This is a genomic window from Peptostreptococcus sp., from assembly GCF_036639115.1.
Lineage (GTDB): Bacteria > Bacillota > Clostridia > Peptostreptococcales > Peptostreptococcaceae > Peptostreptococcus.
The window spans coordinates 103,788-120,433 of record NZ_JAVWJH010000002.1 but is presented as its reverse complement, the minus strand read 5'-3'; the positions used below and the strand labels follow the sequence as shown (position 1 = coordinate 120,433).

Here is a 16,646-nt window from a genome sequence, read left to right as displayed (position 1 = left end):
TAAATAATTCATAAATACCCTTCATCAAAAGATCTTTGATGTCTAGTCTTATACTAAATGCCCACGCAATCTAAATGCTTTTATTCTTCATTTACTGAAGATATTCCTGCAAGATATCCCATTGAAAATGCTGACTGTAGATTATATCCACCAGTATATGCGTCAATATCTACAATTTCTCCTGCAAAGTATAGCCCCTTAACCTTTTTAGATTCCATTGTGCTTGGATTTATTTCCTTTATTTCTATGCCACCTGAAGTTACTATTGCTTCTTCTATCGGCCTTAACTTTTTAACATCAAAATTTATATTTTTAATACTATGAATAAGCTTGTATCTTTCTTCCTTCGTTATTTGATGAACTGCTTTATCTCTCTCTATTTCACTACTATCTATAACAAAATCAATCATAGTCTTTGGTAGTAGTTCAATCAATGAATCTTCAAACTTCTTATTCATATACTTCTTAAAATCCCTTTGTATCCTATTATCTAGTTTTTCAAAAGATAAAGCTGGTTTTAAATCCAACTCTATTTGATAATTATATTTTTCTAAATTTTCAACATAGCAACTAGCTGATTTAATTACAGGTCCGTCTATTCCATAATCTCTAAATTCTAGTTCTCCAAAATCTTCATATATTTTTTTATTATTCTTCTTAAGACTAATGCTTATATTTCTTAAATTTAAACCAATCATTTCTCTTTTAGGTAATGGTTTTATCTCTATGCCTACAAGCGCTGGCTTAAGTCTTGTAATACTATGACCACACTGCTTAGCAATTCTATATCCATCCCCATTCGATCCTGTTATAGGATAACTGACCCCACCTGTAGCTATAATTACAGAGTCAGATAAGACCTCCCTTCCAGAATCTAGCCTTACTCCCTCGACTTTACCATTTTTTACAAGTATTGATTCTACATTATTCTTATATTCTATCTTTATTTTTTTATCATCCATCATTTTTTCTATTGTTCTTACTACATCTATTGCCTTGTCACTTTCTGGAAATACTCTATTACCTCTTTCAACCTTTAACTTCAATCCATAACTTTCAAATAGATTCATCAAGTCGTCATTACTAAAAGAATAAAGTGAACTATACATGAAATTCCCATTTCTATATATATTTTTTATTATTTCTTCAACATCTGATGCATTAGTAATATTGCATCTTCCCTTGCCTGTTATTCTTAATTTTTTACCTATCATTTTATTTTTTTCTAAAATAGTCACTCTTGCTCCTGAGTTAGCTGCAAAATATGCAGCCATTGTTCCAGCAGCTCCAGCACCTATTACTAACACTTTTTTCATATGTACTCCTTTAATACTAATCAATCATACTGAGATAAAAGTATATTATAGAAATCATCCAAGTAAATTTTTATAGTATAATATACTTTCACAAATTATGATCAATTGTTTATATGCTTAAAAACAATCCATTATAATAATTGAAAAAGTTGTCTATAACTCAAAAATGTTACTCTTGCAGTTATTATAATTTCTTATTAGTCTATCCAACCAAAATGTTTGCATGCAACTTCTATACCATCTTTATCTGCGTCTGTAGTTACAAAATCAGCAATTTCTTTCAAGCTATCTACAGCATTTCCCATTGCAATTGAAGTCCATTCAGGTCTAAACATTTTAATATCATTAGTATTATCTCCAAAGACAACAACATCTTGATCTTTAATATCCATTATTTTCATGATTTCTTTTATTCCTTTTGACTTATCATCTGCTTCAATTATTATATATTCATCACTGTATCTAGTATAAGTAACATCTTTCAGTTCTTTAATACTATCTTCTTGCTTTTTATTGAGATATGCAAAACCTTTGTATACAGTATCAATATTTTTAATATTTAAGTCAGGATCAATATTTGTCTGCATGTAATTCGGTATTTTTATTACATTTTTTATCGCTTCTGGAAATCTTTCATCTTTTGTATGCCAAACTCTTTCATCTCTTATACAAATACTCCAAGGAATGTTGTTATCTTCAAAAGCTTTTATAGCAGTTTCTACCATTTTTTTGTTTAGTGGTTCAATTTTTTTCTTACCATCTAAAACTATCCCATTTCCACCATCTGTTACCATGTTTTTAATATCAAATTTTTCGCAAAACTCAGTTGTCATTACATGCATTCTTCCTGTAGCAATACTTATAAAATGTCCATTTTCCTTTAGCTTATTGAGTGCTCTCTCTGTAGATTCCGGTACATATCTAGGCATCCCAACAGCTATTGTTCCATCTATATCAAAGAAAAAATATTTTTTAGTCTTCATTTTACACCTCATCAAAATACATTTAATTTGAGAAAAAACATGGTAAAATCTGTAAATAAATACAAAATCATGCCATGTTTTTTCTCAAAATCTATTAATTATTCTTGAACATCTTCTACTATCGCAATATATGGAAGATTTCTATATCTTTCATCATAATCTATTCCATATCCAACTATAAATCTGTCTTGAATTTCAAATCCAACATAATCAACATTTATCTTTACTTTTCTTCTATGTGGCTTGTCCAAAAGAGTGCAAAGCTTTAAACTCTTAGGATTTCTAGTCATTAAAGTATCATAAAGATTTCTAAGCGTTGCTCCTGAGTCAATTATATCTTCAACTATCAATACATTCTTTCCTTCTATGTCTACATCCAAATCCTTTAGAATTTTTACAGTACCTGAAGATTCTGTTCCACTTCCATAGCTAGATACACTCATAAAGTCTATATTTACATTTAAGTCAATTTCTCTCATTAAATCGGCAACAAATACACTTGCACCCTTCAATATACCTACTAATAACACTGACTGTCCTTCATAATCTTTCTCGATTATTGAAGCAAGTTCCTTTACCTTTGCCTTTATTTCTTCCTCACTTAGTAATACACCTGTTAATTTATACATATTCCCTCCAAATTTTTAATATATAATATTAAATTTGTATAATGGTTGAGTAATGACTCATAGCTTAATCTTATAGCACTTATCGGCATCAGCTCAACTTTACTACCAAAATATTTTAGTTATTACATATCACACCAAATCTATAGTCTAGATATAAGTATAAGTGATATTGTAATAACTAATCAAAAAATTTACTAATATTCGCTATATAGCTATTATAATAAGTCAATCCCTGCTATTGCACAATCCTTAATCATTCCCTTTGGCCATATACCAACTTGAACTTCACCTATATGTGCTTTTCTAAGGAAGAACATACATATTCTTGATTGCCCTATTCCTCCACCTATTGTATAAGGTAGTTCACTGTTTAATAAAAGTCTATGGTACTCAAGATTTTTTCTTTCTTCAGCCCCAGCTATTTCCAACTGCTTTTCTAAAGAGTCTTCATCTACTCTTATACCCATAGATGATAGTTCTATAACATCATCTAGTGTAGGATTATAGAATAAAAAATCTCCATTTAATTCCCAGTCATCATAATCTGGTGATCTTCCATCGTGTTTTTCACCTGATTCTAGAGTTTTTCCTATTTCAGTTAAAAAGACTGCCTTATGTCTTTTTACAATCCTTCTTTCTCTTTCTTTTGGCTCCAAGTTTGGCCATTCATTTTCTAACTCTTGTGAAGATACAAAAGTAATATGATCTGGAAGCATCGGTTCAAACATTGGGTATAGTTGTGAAATATATTCATCTGTTTCTTTAAAAACCTTATAAATTTTTTCTACTATCCAAACCAACTTTTCATAGTTTCTATCACTTCTATTAATTCTATATTCCCAGTCCCATTGATCTACATAAAATGAATGAATATTATCAAGCTCTTCATCTTTTCTTATTGCATTCATATCTGCATATATTCCTTCTTCTACTGGAATACCATACTTTTTAATTGCCACTCTTTTCCACTTTGCAAGTGATTGTACTATTTCTGCCTTTTTATTTAGAAAAGGTACACTAAAACTTACTGGAGTTTCTACTCCACTTAAATTATCATTTGTACCTGACTCAGGTAGTACAAATAAAGGTGAAGAAACTCTCAATAAATTTAGTTCTTTACTTAATTCTGTTTGAAAAAAGTCCTTTAAATTTTTTATAGCCTTTTGTGTCTCCAATACTCCAAGTTCACACTTGTAATCTTTTGGTATTATCATAACCATATTTAAATCTCTCCTAATAATTTATTTTTGCGACATAAATATTAATACACTATTTGGTCTGGATCAATAATTTTAAAATTGCCCACACCCTTATATTTATTTACAAATCCACTTTCAGTCTTTCCCCTTGCTCTAGATATTTTTTCTAAAAAGTATGAGTTATATGCTGTTTGAGCACCCTTACTTTTACTCTTAAGATTTGAACCTAGCTCAGAAGCAAATTTGATGATGTAAGAATCTGCATCAACAGCACTCGCTCCTACTCTTCTTTCTATATCATAGTTAACTCTCAAAAATGTTCCTATCTGAGAGTTCATCCATACATAATTTTCTTGCATTCTAGAAATTCCCTTTTTACCATATACTTTCATCAATAATTTAGATACATTTGGTTGAGAAAACTCTGAAACAAAAAACTTTTTGTCTAAAAGTTTACTAGCTAATACTTCATCTAAATCACTATCAAAGGTATATATGTTAATATCTTTTCCATATTTTTTTACTAACTCATCAATCTGATTTGATAAAAATGCCTTCTTCTGATAAGAATCCAACTCACTTGGTATTTTTATCTCTTCAATTGGCATCTCACATTCTTTAGATTTAGATATTATTCCATCCAATATTTTTTTATTTTTATCAATGCTTAAATCTTTATCAGAAGTAAAGTAAATAAATCTTTCAGCTCCTAGTGATTTTGCCAATTCCGCTATTCTTTCACCTCTGTCAATATTACCAGACTCAAAATTTAAATCAAAATTATTAATAAGACTTTTATCATCTTCATTTAAATTAGCTGATATAGTCATTATATCTTTTCTTTCCTTTTTTAACTCCTTAACATATTCCAAGGTTCCTGGTTTATTTGAAGATAAAACCAAAACATTTATTTTTTTATCTTTTTTTATTTTATCAAACACCTTTTGGGTTTCTTTTTCGTTATTCTCAAAATTATCTGGTAATACAAAATGTTCTACACTGCTTTTTTTATTAGGGTCTCTTTCAATTCTATATAAACTATTTAATTTTTCTGATTCAGCAGAAGAGAAAGATCTCTCATTTTCCTTTTTACTCTGAGTGACTATTGCCACTTTTGTATTCAAATCCTTCTTGCTATCTAGTAATTCAGTTTGATTTTTACTTTCTTTTCCTGAACATCCAATCAATAGAACTGATGATAGAATTATAGAAGCAGATGCAAGAACAATTTTTTTAAATTTTTTATTCATCTTTTCCTCCACTAATAAACTCTTGGACTAAGCACTAGATTTTTGATATACCCTGAAGATGAGCCTATATATTCTGGAAGTACAGACAAGTCTAAATTCCTATTGGCTCTATCCTTTACAGACGCATCTGTATAGCACTCTTCGATCATATAATTTCTTTCATACATATACTTAGCTATTTCTATTGTTAGCTCGGCAGGTACAGCTCCAACGCCTTCTGATATACCAGCTATTTTTCCATCCATATTTATTTTACTTAGCTTTTCCTGAACTTTTTTATCATATAAAACTCTACTTAGCTCTTCATATTCTTTTTTTAAATTCAACTTTTCAGATAATAATTTACCATCTTGTCCACTATTTAAGTCCGGAATAATATAAAAATATTTAATTGCACCATTAAATGTTTCTTTTGATAAATCGGAACTTCCAGGGTATACTGCCAAATTTTCTATATTGTCTGGTGAAGCTGCCTTTATCTTTTCAGCGAGACCTGAATTTATATCTTCACTACTTACAGCAAGCTTAGAAAACTCAATCCCATTTTTGTTGCAGTAGGCCTGGGCTTCATTCATATCTTCATTTACATCTGGATTTTCTTTAGCATTGTCCACATATAAATATAAAAATTTCTTTGCATTCATCTGTTCGGCCATTTCGACTGCTGTTTGACCACCTTTATTTTTTTCCAACCTAAATCCTACATCTAAGTCAGGATTTTTTAATAATTTTCCGAGATTATCATTATGCATCTCTCCCATGTCACCTGCGACTGTTATTACTCCAGGTAATTTTTCTTTTACTTTTTTAAATACATCGTTTAATCCACTTTTTTCAGTACTTATAACTAGCACTTTTACATGTTTATCTATATTATTTACAATAGCATTTACGTCTTTTTGAGTAAAATCTTTACCATTATCTGGCAAATAATTGACTGCTATATTAATATCATCTTTGTATTTATTGTCTATATCCTGTCCTTCAGGTAGATATACTGTTACTTCTGCCTTTTTATTAGTGATATCTTTGTTGTCTGATTTCACGCTTTTATCATTACTACACCCAGGTATAAAAATAACTAGCATCGTAATCAAAACAACAGAAACAAGTTTTTTGAACATAATTCCTCCTTCAGTACATCTTCTGATCTACAATTGTTATTCAATATATCCTTTTGGATTCATTTTTTGCCATCTCCATGAATCTTCACACATGTCTTTTAAATTATGCATAGCTTCCCATCCTAGCATTTTTTTCGCTCTTGATGAGTCTGCATAAGAAGAAGCGGCATCTCCTTCTCTTCTTTCTATAACTTTGTAAGGAATTTCTTTACCACAAACATCTGAGAATGCGTTTATAAGCTCCATAACACTATACCCTCTACCTGTTCCCAGGTTATAGTATTCTAGCCCAGTATCACTGTTCAAAAGTCTTTCTAGAGCCTTTACATGGCCTGTCGCCAAGTCTACAACATGTATATAATCTCTTACGCCTGTACCATCAGATGTTTCATAATCATTTCCAAATACTCTTAAATATGGAAGCTCGCCAATAGCGACCTTTGTAAGGTAAGGCATTATGTTTGCTGGAACGTCTGTACTTTCTTCCCCGATAAGTCCCGATTTATGTGCACCAATTGGATTAAAATATCTCAAAATAATGGTATTGAATTGTTTATCCGAATGTGATAAATCTTCAAGTATTTCTTCTCCCATTAATTTTGTATTTCCATATGGGTTGGTAGTAGTTCTTCCGTAATCCTCATCAACTGGAAGATCTTTTTCTGGTACACTTCCATATACAGTAGCTGATGAGCTAAAAACAAAGTTATTCACATTATATTTTTTCATCAAGTTAAGTGTATTTAAAAGTGATAAAATATTATTATCATAATATTTTAAAGGTTCCTTTACCGAATCTCCAACGGATTTATAGGCTGCAAAATCTATTACTGCATCTATTTTATTTTCCTTAAATACTTTTTCAAAATCTTTACTTCTAGTATCTGTTTCATATACAGTAGGTCTCTTTGAAGTGATTTTTTCAATCCTATCTATTACAACTGGATAGCTATTAGAGTAGTTGTCAACTATTATAACATTGTAACCAGAATTCAATAGTTCCACAGCAGTATGACTTCCTATATAACCTGCACCACCCGCTAATAATATTGTATCCATAAAATTTATCATCTCCTCTAAATAAGTTTGCCCGCTATATCTGGATCTACAATTTCCAAAATATTATCTTCATCAATATTAGCATCTTCCAAAAGTAGATCATCTAAATCTACTAATCGATATAACACGCTTTTTTCTCTTTCATCAAATTCACATAATCTGTATTCTTTATTCATTATATCGCCTATCAACATAGTATTTTAACCATTCCCTTCTAGTTAATCATGTAGATATTATATATTGTAAGAATAAACTATATCATAATTGGTCTTTCTCTCAAAGTAATATGCAAAAAGAATATACTACTTATAATACTACATTTTTCTACAGCTTTCCATAAAACACAAAATTTTTATTTATTTAGTAACTATAAAGCAGCTTTACTTATCTATATCCACCTGTATAATAAAATTCACTATCTATTCTCATCGAAGAAAATTTGACCAAAGAATATAAATCATCTATTGCATCTTTTCTTAAAACACAAGATTCTTCACTGATAGAAAACTGCTTAAAAATATATGCCGATTTTATTCTATTCATCAATTCAACCTTTAATTCATTTTCATCGATTTTTTCATAATTCTTATAAATATCATAATATATTTCAAATATACTCTTTATTGTTTTTTCTATGTAATATGGCAACATGCCATATATCAGATGTTTGATTTTCTTAAGGGCCATTCCACCAAAATATTCTATTTGGTATATCTGACTCTCCTTAAGAAGTCTAATTGATGATTTTCTCATTTCTTTAGGTAAAATAATATATTCTAACATATCAAATTTTTTAAGAATATCATTTAGATCATAATTTATATCTCTTCTCATCTCTATCAAAAGTGAACTCAATTTTTCTAAACTGGATATATCACACTCTTTTTCTAAGCCTCTGAAGTATTTTAATTCATTTTTCTCCAATATATCTGTAAGGTAAACTGTTATTTCATCAGTGTTTCTCTTTTGAGATTCAATTTCTTCATAGAAATCATTTACAAAATCAACCCACTCTAAAATATCATAATTTTCAGGCCTATTTATAGATAACTTACCACTTAATCCATATATCTGGCCAAACAAATTATATATCACCATATCAGAAACAGTTTTAACCCAATTATCATATGTTTCTTCTACTGAAATATGATCAAATAGTGATTTTTGGTACCCTGAAAATACTTCATCTATTAATTCTGTAACTAGTTTCCTATTTAAGTTTAAATTCACTTTTTTATTTGTATATCTTATCTGTACATTAAGCAAATTTTCACTAATTGTTTCTTTTTCTTCATGAATGTTTATCTCAGAAATTTCTTCTTTTTTAATGTTTAATATCGCGTTTTCTTTAGAGTTACATATTTTTATTAAATCTTTATCAATCTCTATGAAGAAAGGTCTCATACCTTCCGTATAGCCTAGATATTTCTCATCAATTTCGCCCATGCTATTAAACCCTACCATTTCTGCATCATCTTTGTTAATGTACATATTGTATACATCGTCACCGTTATAAACTATATAGTTACCATTCCCTAAATCATATTTTGTAAAGCTTTCTATTTCTTTGCATATAACTTCATTTTTCTGTCTCTTTTCATAAAAAACAAATAAATTATCATGATTTATAAGAAACATATTTTTAGACAAATAAGTTTTATCCTTTATTCTTCCTGTTATTTTACAAAAAACTACTGGATCTTCTTTAGGCAAACGACCAATTTTTTTGTTTTCAGATACCGTTTTTTCAAACTCTCTAGGAAGTATATACTGCTCAAGAGCTCCCACAAAAGAAATATTTCTCATTACTATAGAATTTGTATCCATGTAAAAATATCCCCTAAGGTTGATTCTATTAAACGATTCAGAAAAACTTTCAACATCTTCAAAATTCAGCTCGAATCGATTTCTTCCACTATTGAATATTAATCTAGCTCCTTCTCTTTCCAACTCTCCAGCAAATGTATATTTGCCATCTGCTGTCATAATGATATCACCTTGTCTAAAATCAAAGATCATGTTTTTAATTTCTTCATCTATCTTTGCAAATTCTTCAAAATCTAATATCATAATAAGACTTAACTTTACTTCTGTTTTATGGTTTCCTTCTATAATTTTAAAAGGCAACTCTTCAGAAATAATATTGATACTTTCACCATCTAATTCTGAATACAGATTAATCCCCTCTTCAGAGTAATCATACATAATAAAATCTGAACTTTCTTCTGGTAAACAATCAACCTTGGAAACATATATGTTTCCAAGGTTTGTTAATTGCAAGCATTTGTCATCTAAATTGTAATCATATGTCCCATTTAGACTGAACCCAGATTTTATACTAAATATTATTTTTTCTCCAAGTTTTAACAAAACCTGTTCCTCCTTAATATCAGTATATTAATACAATAAATCTATTGTTTCTCTTTTATAGCTTCTGAATAAATTTCATCTAGATTTGTAACATATTGAGAATTCTTTCCTGTTGAAGATATTTGATTTTTGATATCTTCATAGTCAGTTTTAAGCTGATCTGCGGACAGGTTTGGTATTCTGGTCTGATATGCTTCAATCTTTAAGTCATAATATTTATTCTGAGAAGCAATATAATTTTGTACTCCCTTTGAGCTTATTTTTTGTGATTGATAATGTGCTTGATTGTAATCAAAATACTCTCCAACCTTTAGCATATAATATCCACCATTTCTTACAACCTTAGAGTCAATTCCCTTTTGTGCAAAGTTGTATGCAACTGATTCAGCCCCATCTTTATCCTTTGTCGCTCCGATAAATACTGTGTAGTACACACCTTTTTGGCCTTTGTACTTTTCTGCCTCTCTATCTAGCTCTCCTGCCTTAGTTTCTATTTCATCTTTTTCTTTTTCTTTTTCAGTTTTCTGAGCAATATCCTTAGTATCCTTGTTTAAATCCTTATTACTAGAGTCTGCATTTTCTTCATTTTTAGCCTTTTGTGTTATCTTTGTATTATTATTTGTTTCTTCCACTGTTGGAACCTTAAATCCCTTAATAATAAATACATATGAGAAAAATACTAGCACTACTATAGCGACAACTATTATAGTATCTCTTACTATTTTTTTCTTAGAAAACATTACTGTTTCACTAGTGTCATCTCCTACAATCCCTTTGCCAATATTTCCTATCTTATTTTTTAAAGATGATTTATTATCTCTAGTTTTGTTATTTTCTTTATTCTTTATAGGCTGTTTATTTTCTTTTTTTGTATCTTCTTGATCTTTTTGTTTATCACTTTTCTTTACTATTTTTTCATTAGCAGTCTTTTTAATCGATTTATTTTTATTTTTTCCAAAAGAAGATAAGTCTACTTTTTCCCCTTTGTTTGAATCAGTTGGAGTTACTGAGATGTCCTTAAAGTTCATAGCTTTCATAGCTTCTAGTTCTTCAAATACATGTCCATCATCAATTTTTTTAAGATCTGTTTCCTTCTTTTTAACTACTTTATTTTTCGAATTATCTTCATCTTCTCCCGACTTTTCCTTAGATGGTAAAGATTCTTCATAAGAGTAAACTTTTTTATTTCTATCTATTTTTTGTATCTCGTCCTTTATGTGAGGATGTTTTTTTTCTTTTTCTTTTATACTGTCTAAAGTTCCCAATTCTATGACTGTAGTCTTATCATCTGATCTTCTTATATTTCCAGTATGAAGTCTTTGAGTCTCTCCTAAAATAGGTTTAAACTCATTTTTTTCTTCCTTATTGTATTCTTCGATCTCAACAGGAGTCAGTGGTTCTTCCAAATCTGCCTTTTCTTTGCCAGTTTGTTGTGAATCATTTACTTCTTCAATTGATATTTCACCGTTTATTGTATGATCGAATAAATCTTTATTTCTTTTGTCTAGTGAATTCTTTTTTCTTTCCTTATTTTTTTTATAGATATAATCATTTTCATCAAATATTATATCTTCATCATCTACAAAAGACATAGATCCATTTTTATTTATTTCTTCTGCTAGCTGTCTTTCGCTCTGCAATTTATTGAATTCTTTCTTTACTCTTTCATCATCTCTTCTTTTACTCTTTTCACGCATCTTTAATATTTCTATTGCGCCTTCATCCTGAATAGATTCATCTCCTGTAAACATTTCTGGATCCAAATCATAATCTTCACTATCGTCAAAATCATCTTCGTCTTCATCATAGTAATCATCTTCATACTCTTCATCATCTTCATACTTATGTTTACTAAATAGATTTTTTATTTTGCTAGTAAAGCTTTCTTTCCCATCATATTCTTCATTGTAATCATCTATATCATCTTCAAATTCATCATCGTAGAACTCTTCATCATAGTCATCTTCATATTCATCATACTCTTCATGTCCATGATCTTCATTCATCTTTAATTTATCTGAAATAGAAGAAATTCCTTGTTTAAGCTTTTGAGCAAATCCCGTAATATTCTCTTCATCCTGTCTAGCAAAAGAATCTTCTATGGCGTACTCGATGCCTTCTTCTATACTGACATCCTCTTCAAGATGAATCAATAAATCCATCATTTCATCATTAGAAAGATCTTCTGCATTATGATCTAGAATTTTCTCGCCGAAGAAATTATTATTTTCCATATTAAAATCTGACTTTACATTCTTTTGACATTCTAACCATGTTCTCTTATCTAGGAATGTGTGTTCTCTTATAAACTTATCACAAAGCTCTCTAAACTGTTCTTCACTTATCTTACCAATTACAAATGCCCTAAATATATTTTTTATAAAGGATCTATTATCTTCTGGAAGATAATCCTGCAAAAGAACCATACAAGATACATAATCTTTCATTTCAACTGAAAAAAGATATGAATCTTCATCTTCTTCAATCCCCTCTAAATCGTTTGATCTTCTAAACATATCGTTAATCTTCACAGAAATTTCTGGTGTGCTAATCATTGATACATATTTTTTAAAGCTAGTGCATTTATCTGAGTCCTCAACATTTCTGGTAGTAATTTCCTCTTCCCCTACCAATGCCTCATCTTCAAATTCACTTTTAGAAGGATCCTCGCTAAATAGGATTTCATTGACCATCTTGAATATCTCATCCATTGTGTCAATTTTCACTTCAGCCAAATTCATATCTAAAATAACTTTGTATTTATCTACATTACTGGAAATTTCAGCTATCACCATTCCCAACATATCTTTGTAAATATTCAATATTTTGTAGTCATTTTCCACCTTTTCAATTCTTTCTAACCCACTACTATTGTCATAGGAAAAGAATATCTCTTTGTCCTTGTCATTTAGATGCTGAGTTCCACCTTTCATGGCTTCATTGACATACTTTCTTGAAGATCGAGTAATGTTTTCTATACTCTTATCAACAGACTCTGTACTTGATATTACTCCATTTTGTATCCACATTTCTATTATAGTCTCTAACTTTTTTATAATAGCCTTGTAGTAAATCACATTAAACTTTAAAAGCTCAATATACTTTTCTTCATCTTTTTCTACTTTATTGTATTTGTTTCGCAAAGCGTTGTTCAGTTCGCGATTAAATTCATATTTATTTTCTATAAACTTCCTATCTACCTCTCTAACAGCAGATTGGATCAATTCTTTTCCATAGTTATCCAAAACCTTCACTCCTTACTAGTTAAGTTTCGCAAAAAAATGTTTTGCAATATACATTTCTATTATACAATATATGGCTGTATAAATCCATATAAATATGTATTGATACACTCCGCAATGTATTGTTTAGACCTATTTCCTTATTAATAAAAATAGCTGCATTGAAAACAATGCAGCTATTTTTATTAAGCACAGCTATAAGCGGAGTTCTGTATTAGATGATCATCTTTCTAGATCTATTGTCACCAATAAATTCAAGCGGCCTACCATCTGGGGAGTGCGAGCTACACTCCTAATTCCTAACTTGGCCTTGCACCAGGTGGGGTTTACATAGCCACATAGTCACCTATGTGCTGGTGAGCTCTTACCTCGCCTTTCCACCCTTACCGTAAACGGCGGTATCTCTCTGTTGCACTATCCTTAAGATTGCTCTCACTAGGCGTTACCTAGCACCCTGCTCTGTGGTGCTCCGACTTTCCTCACGCATTTCTGCCTGCGATCATCTGCTGTACTCAACAATTAATTATTTTATCATACTTTTCACTAAAAATAAACCTTTTTATTAAAACATAATTTATTTATATTTAAAATATGAACTCAAAACTTTCTCATCTGCATTTTATTTAATATTTAATTTAATATTTAATTTAATATTTTTTAGCATTATTCTGTTTTATTAATTACTTTGTTATCAATATCATATAACTTATTGCTCTCAATTACTCTTATTAACTTTTCGGCATAAATCTTATTTCCTGCAGAATCCATAGTGGTTGCATATCCTGCATCCTCCAAAGCTTGTGCCTGATCTTTATAGTTTTTACTCTTAAAAAGCCCACTATTTAAATATCTTTTATTCTCCATCAAAAATCGACTGTGATCCTGTATACTTTCTTCCCATGAATTATATTTTCTAAAATCAGCTTTAACATATGACTTATTATATTCTTCTGTATTGAAGTTTATTTTTTCTCCAGTCCAGGACTTATCAGCTTTGATTCCAAATAAGTTATTTCCTTCTATTGCCAGACTAGAGTTTCCCCAACTAGATTCTAAGATTGCCTGTGATATGGTAATTGAGGGTAGTACTCCACTTTTTTTATATTCAGTTATTGCTACATTTTCTACTCTTGAAATAAATTCTTCCTTGTCGATATTGTTTCTATCTATCATTAAATTATTTGAATTTTTAATGCTTGTGATTGCTCCATATCCAGCTATCATAAATAATATTAATAATAGTATTGGCCACTTTTTCATTTTTTTCTTTCTTCTTGACCTTTTTTTACTTTTATTTGTACTTATAGATACTTTATTAGATCTAGATGATATATTTTTATTATTTTCTTTATTAATATTATTTAATATTTCTTCTTCAGAATATAAACTTCCTATTCCTTTGCTTATATCTATCTCCATAATCTCCTCTCTAAGCCCTTTGTTTTACTTTTGTATCATAACTTTATATTTAGTAAAACAAACAGGCTTACCAAACGGTACACCTTTATTCATTTTATACAATAGTCTATACTTTAGCTTAAATATTACTATTAAATATAATGATATTATCTTAAATAAAGTTAGATATGTCAACAAATTAAGCCTTAAGTTTTTCTAAAGAATAGTAAATAAATAAATCGAAGTAATTATTTTTACTCCGATTTATCAATTAGTTACTTTTTAATTGTATCCATGCTTTATCATAAATTTTAATTGTAGGTCCAAGATCTAGATATGCCTCACATTTTTTTATGATGTCTTTATCTGGGTATAAACTAGGGTCTTCTCTCATCTCTTTAGGAAGCTTCTTTCTTCCTTCTGAGATAGGAGTAGAGTATCCTATATATTCTGTATTTCTAGCGTTAACTTCTGGGTCACAGAGAAAGTTTATAAAAGCCTCTGCCCAGTCTTGATTGTCTGCAGTTTTAGGAATACATATCGCATCTGTCCAGATATTACTACCTTCTTTTGGTATAGCATACTCTAAGTCCTTATTTTCTTGCTTCATCATAGGAACATCTCCAGAATAAAATATTCCCATAGAGGCTTCATTACCTATCATTCTATCTTTACCATCGTCATTAACATATGCTAAAACCAATGGTTTTTGTTTTATTAAAAGATTTTTTGCTGCCTCTATTTCTTTTGGATCTTTCGTATTTACACTATAGCCTAATTTTTTTAGAGCCACTCCCATAGTATCTCTAACTGAATCAAACATCAGTATGTTTCTCTTATATTTTTGATCCCATAGTATATCCCAACTATCTACTTTTTCTTTTACAAGTTTTTTGTTGTATACAATTCCCAAGGTTCCCCACATATATGGTACAGAATAAAGATTGTCTGGATCATATTTATTGTGTAAAAACTCTTGATCTATATATTTATAATTTGGTATATTATTATAATTTATCTTTCTTAATAAGCCCTCATTGCTCATCTTTTGTACCATGTAGTCAGATGGAAATATCAAATCATATTTGGTACTAGCACTTTTTACTTTTTGATACATCATCTCATTTGTATCGTAGGTAGAATATTGTACTTTTATACCAGTTTTTTTCTCAAATTCTTTTATAAGGCTTTCATCTATATAATCCCCGACATTATATACATTTAATACCTTAGAAGAATCCTGTCCACCAGCCCTACATCCTGCAAATAAAAATGAGCCAGATATAATTATTGACAACATTAATAATAATTTTATTATTTTATTTTTTTTCATAATACCCTCCTCTTTATCTACATTCTATTTGAAGCCTGTTTAATAATTGAATCCCTTCTATTTGCAAGGAATAAAAGTATCAGCACAGTAGTAAACATAAGAGTAGATAAAGCATTAATTTCTGGTTTAATACCTCTTCTAGCCATACCATAAATTTCTATAGATAGGTTACTTACTCCATTTCCTGTATTAAAAAATGATATTACGAAATCATCTATTGACATTGTAAATGCCATAAGAAAACCTGATATAATTCCTGGTTTAATCTGTGGTATTACAATTTTTCTTATAGCAAACCAGGGAGTTGCTCCAAGGTCAAGTGCTGCCTCTTCCACATTCTCAGGAAGCTGCCTTAGCTTTGGAAGAACCGAAAGTATTACATAAGGTGTACAAAACATTATATGAGATAAAAGCATAGTCTTAAAACCAAAGTTCATCTTAAAAAATGCAAACAAGCTCATTATTGCAATACCTGTTACTATTTCAGTGTTAAGCACTGGAAGATAATTTATATTTAAAAGAGTCATCCTAGCCTTACCTCTCATCTTAAATATTCCTATAGATGTTATTGTTCCAAATATCGTAGAGATAACCGATGCAAGTATGGCAATTGTCAATGTATAATAGAGTGCACTCATTATGGTCTCATTTTGCAAAAGTTGCTTGTACCACTGCAATGTAAATCCAGTAATATGACCCATTGACCTTGATTTGTTAAAAGAGAATATAATCAATGCCGCAAT

Annotated in this window: 13 protein-coding genes and 1 other RNA gene; all 14 read right to left on the bottom strand. The window is 29.7% G+C overall.

The features are described 5' to 3' along the window. Window positions 1-80 precede the first annotated feature (80 nt). The 14 genes from RR561_RS02845 to RR561_RS02780 all read right to left on the bottom strand — a co-directional run bounded on the left by RR561_RS02845 (window position 81) and on the right by RR561_RS02780 (window position 16,604). Window positions 81-1,340: an NAD(P)/FAD-dependent oxidoreductase gene (locus RR561_RS02845; protein WP_332505918.1), complete on the bottom strand. Its 1,260-nt coding sequence runs from the start codon at window positions 1,338-1,340 to the stop codon at window positions 81-83. Between the two features lie 173 nt (window positions 1,341-1,513). Beyond that, the gene (locus tag RR561_RS02840) at window positions 1,514-2,299 is read right to left on the bottom strand and encodes an HAD-IIB family hydrolase (RefSeq protein WP_332505917.1); all 786 of its coding nucleotides are present in this window, start codon (window positions 2,297-2,299) and stop codon (window positions 1,514-1,516) included. Window positions 2,300-2,397: 98 nt separating this feature from the next. Next, window positions 2,398-2,928, bottom strand: a complete 531-nt coding sequence (hpt, locus tag RR561_RS02835; protein WP_106776383.1) for a hypoxanthine phosphoribosyltransferase — start codon at window positions 2,926-2,928, stop codon at window positions 2,398-2,400. Window positions 2,929-3,143: 215 nt separating this feature from the next. Then, window positions 3,144-4,148 carry an aspartate--ammonia ligase gene (gene asnA / locus RR561_RS02830; RefSeq protein ID WP_332505916.1) on the bottom strand — a complete coding sequence of 335 codons (1,005 nt, stop codon included), beginning with the start codon at window positions 4,146-4,148 and terminating at the stop codon, window positions 3,144-3,146. A gap of 41 nt (window positions 4,149-4,189) precedes the next feature. Further along, a complete protein-coding gene (locus RR561_RS02825; RefSeq protein ID WP_332505915.1) occupies window positions 4,190-5,377 on the bottom strand; it encodes a DUF3798 domain-containing protein in 1,188 nt (395 codons plus the stop codon). Between the two features lie 11 nt (window positions 5,378-5,388). Further along, window positions 5,389-6,501 carry a DUF3798 domain-containing protein gene (locus tag RR561_RS02820; RefSeq protein ID WP_332505914.1) on the bottom strand — a complete coding sequence of 371 codons (1,113 nt, stop codon included), beginning with the start codon at window positions 6,499-6,501 and terminating at the stop codon, window positions 5,389-5,391. A 36-nt stretch (window positions 6,502-6,537) separates the two neighbouring features. Further along, window positions 6,538-7,560, bottom strand: coding sequence for a UDP-glucose 4-epimerase GalE (galE, locus tag RR561_RS02815; RefSeq protein WP_332505913.1), 1,023 nt, complete (start codon window positions 7,558-7,560; stop codon window positions 6,538-6,540). A 17-nt stretch (window positions 7,561-7,577) separates the two neighbouring features. After that, window positions 7,578-7,736, bottom strand: a complete 159-nt coding sequence (locus RR561_RS02810) for a hypothetical protein (RefSeq protein WP_332505912.1) — start codon at window positions 7,734-7,736, stop codon at window positions 7,578-7,580. 208 nt (window positions 7,737-7,944) lie between these two features. Then, complete coding sequence (locus tag RR561_RS02805) at window positions 7,945-9,930, bottom strand: hypothetical protein (RefSeq protein WP_332505911.1); 1,986 nt, start codon at window positions 9,928-9,930, stop codon at window positions 7,945-7,947. A 41-nt stretch (window positions 9,931-9,971) separates the two neighbouring features. Beyond that, the gene (locus RR561_RS02800; protein ID WP_442952297.1) at window positions 9,972-13,184 is read right to left on the bottom strand and encodes an SPOR domain-containing protein; all 3,213 of its coding nucleotides are present in this window, start codon (window positions 13,182-13,184) and stop codon (window positions 9,972-9,974) included. Window positions 13,185-13,354: 170 nt separating this feature from the next. Further along, an RNA gene (gene rnpB / locus RR561_RS02795) (RNase P RNA component class A) lies at window positions 13,355-13,687 on the bottom strand. A 148-nt stretch (window positions 13,688-13,835) separates the two neighbouring features. Continuing rightward, window positions 13,836-14,591: a glycoside hydrolase family 73 protein gene (locus RR561_RS02790; protein WP_332505909.1), complete on the bottom strand. Its 756-nt coding sequence runs from the start codon at window positions 14,589-14,591 to the stop codon at window positions 13,836-13,838. Window positions 14,592-14,841: 250 nt separating this feature from the next. After that, window positions 14,842-15,903 (bottom strand): ABC transporter substrate-binding protein, encoded by a 1,062-nt coding sequence (locus tag RR561_RS02785; protein WP_332505908.1) that lies wholly within the window; start codon window positions 15,901-15,903, stop codon window positions 14,842-14,844. Between the two features lie 17 nt (window positions 15,904-15,920). Beyond that, window positions 15,921-16,604, bottom strand: coding sequence for an ABC transporter permease (locus tag RR561_RS02780; protein WP_334309582.1), 684 nt, complete (start codon window positions 16,602-16,604; stop codon window positions 15,921-15,923). Window positions 16,605-16,646 lie beyond the last annotated feature (42 nt).

Bases quoted from the DNA above. Each gene is read 5' to 3' on its own strand.
- galE (WP_332505913.1), bottom strand. From the start codon at position 7,560: ATGGATACAATATTATTAGCGGGTGGTGCAGGTTATATAGGAAGTCAT.
- RR561_RS02825 (WP_332505915.1), bottom strand. From the start codon at position 5,377: ATGAATAAAAAATTTAAAAAAATTGTTCTTGCATCTGCTTCTATAATT.
- asnA (WP_332505916.1), bottom strand. From the start codon at position 4,148: ATGGTTATGATAATACCAAAAGATTACAAGTGTGAACTTGGAGTATTG.
- RR561_RS02790 (WP_332505909.1), bottom strand. From the start codon at position 14,591: ATGGAGATAGATATAAGCAAAGGAATAGGAAGTTTATATTCTGAAGAA.
- RR561_RS02820 (WP_332505914.1), bottom strand. From the start codon at position 6,501: ATGTTCAAAAAACTTGTTTCTGTTGTTTTGATTACGATGCTAGTTATT.
- RR561_RS02785 (WP_332505908.1), bottom strand. From the start codon at position 15,903: ATGAAAAAAAATAAAATAATAAAATTATTATTAATGTTGTCAATAATT.
- RR561_RS02780 (WP_334309582.1), bottom strand. From the start codon at position 16,604: ATGGGTCATATTACTGGATTTACATTGCAGTGGTACAAGCAACTTTTG.
- RR561_RS02810 (WP_332505912.1), bottom strand. From the start codon at position 7,736: ATGAATAAAGAATACAGATTATGTGAATTTGATGAAAGAGAAAAAAGC.
- hpt (WP_106776383.1), bottom strand. From the start codon at position 2,928: ATGTATAAATTAACAGGTGTATTACTAAGTGAGGAAGAAATAAAGGCA.
- RR561_RS02840 (WP_332505917.1), bottom strand. From the start codon at position 2,299: ATGAAGACTAAAAAATATTTTTTCTTTGATATAGATGGAACAATAGCT.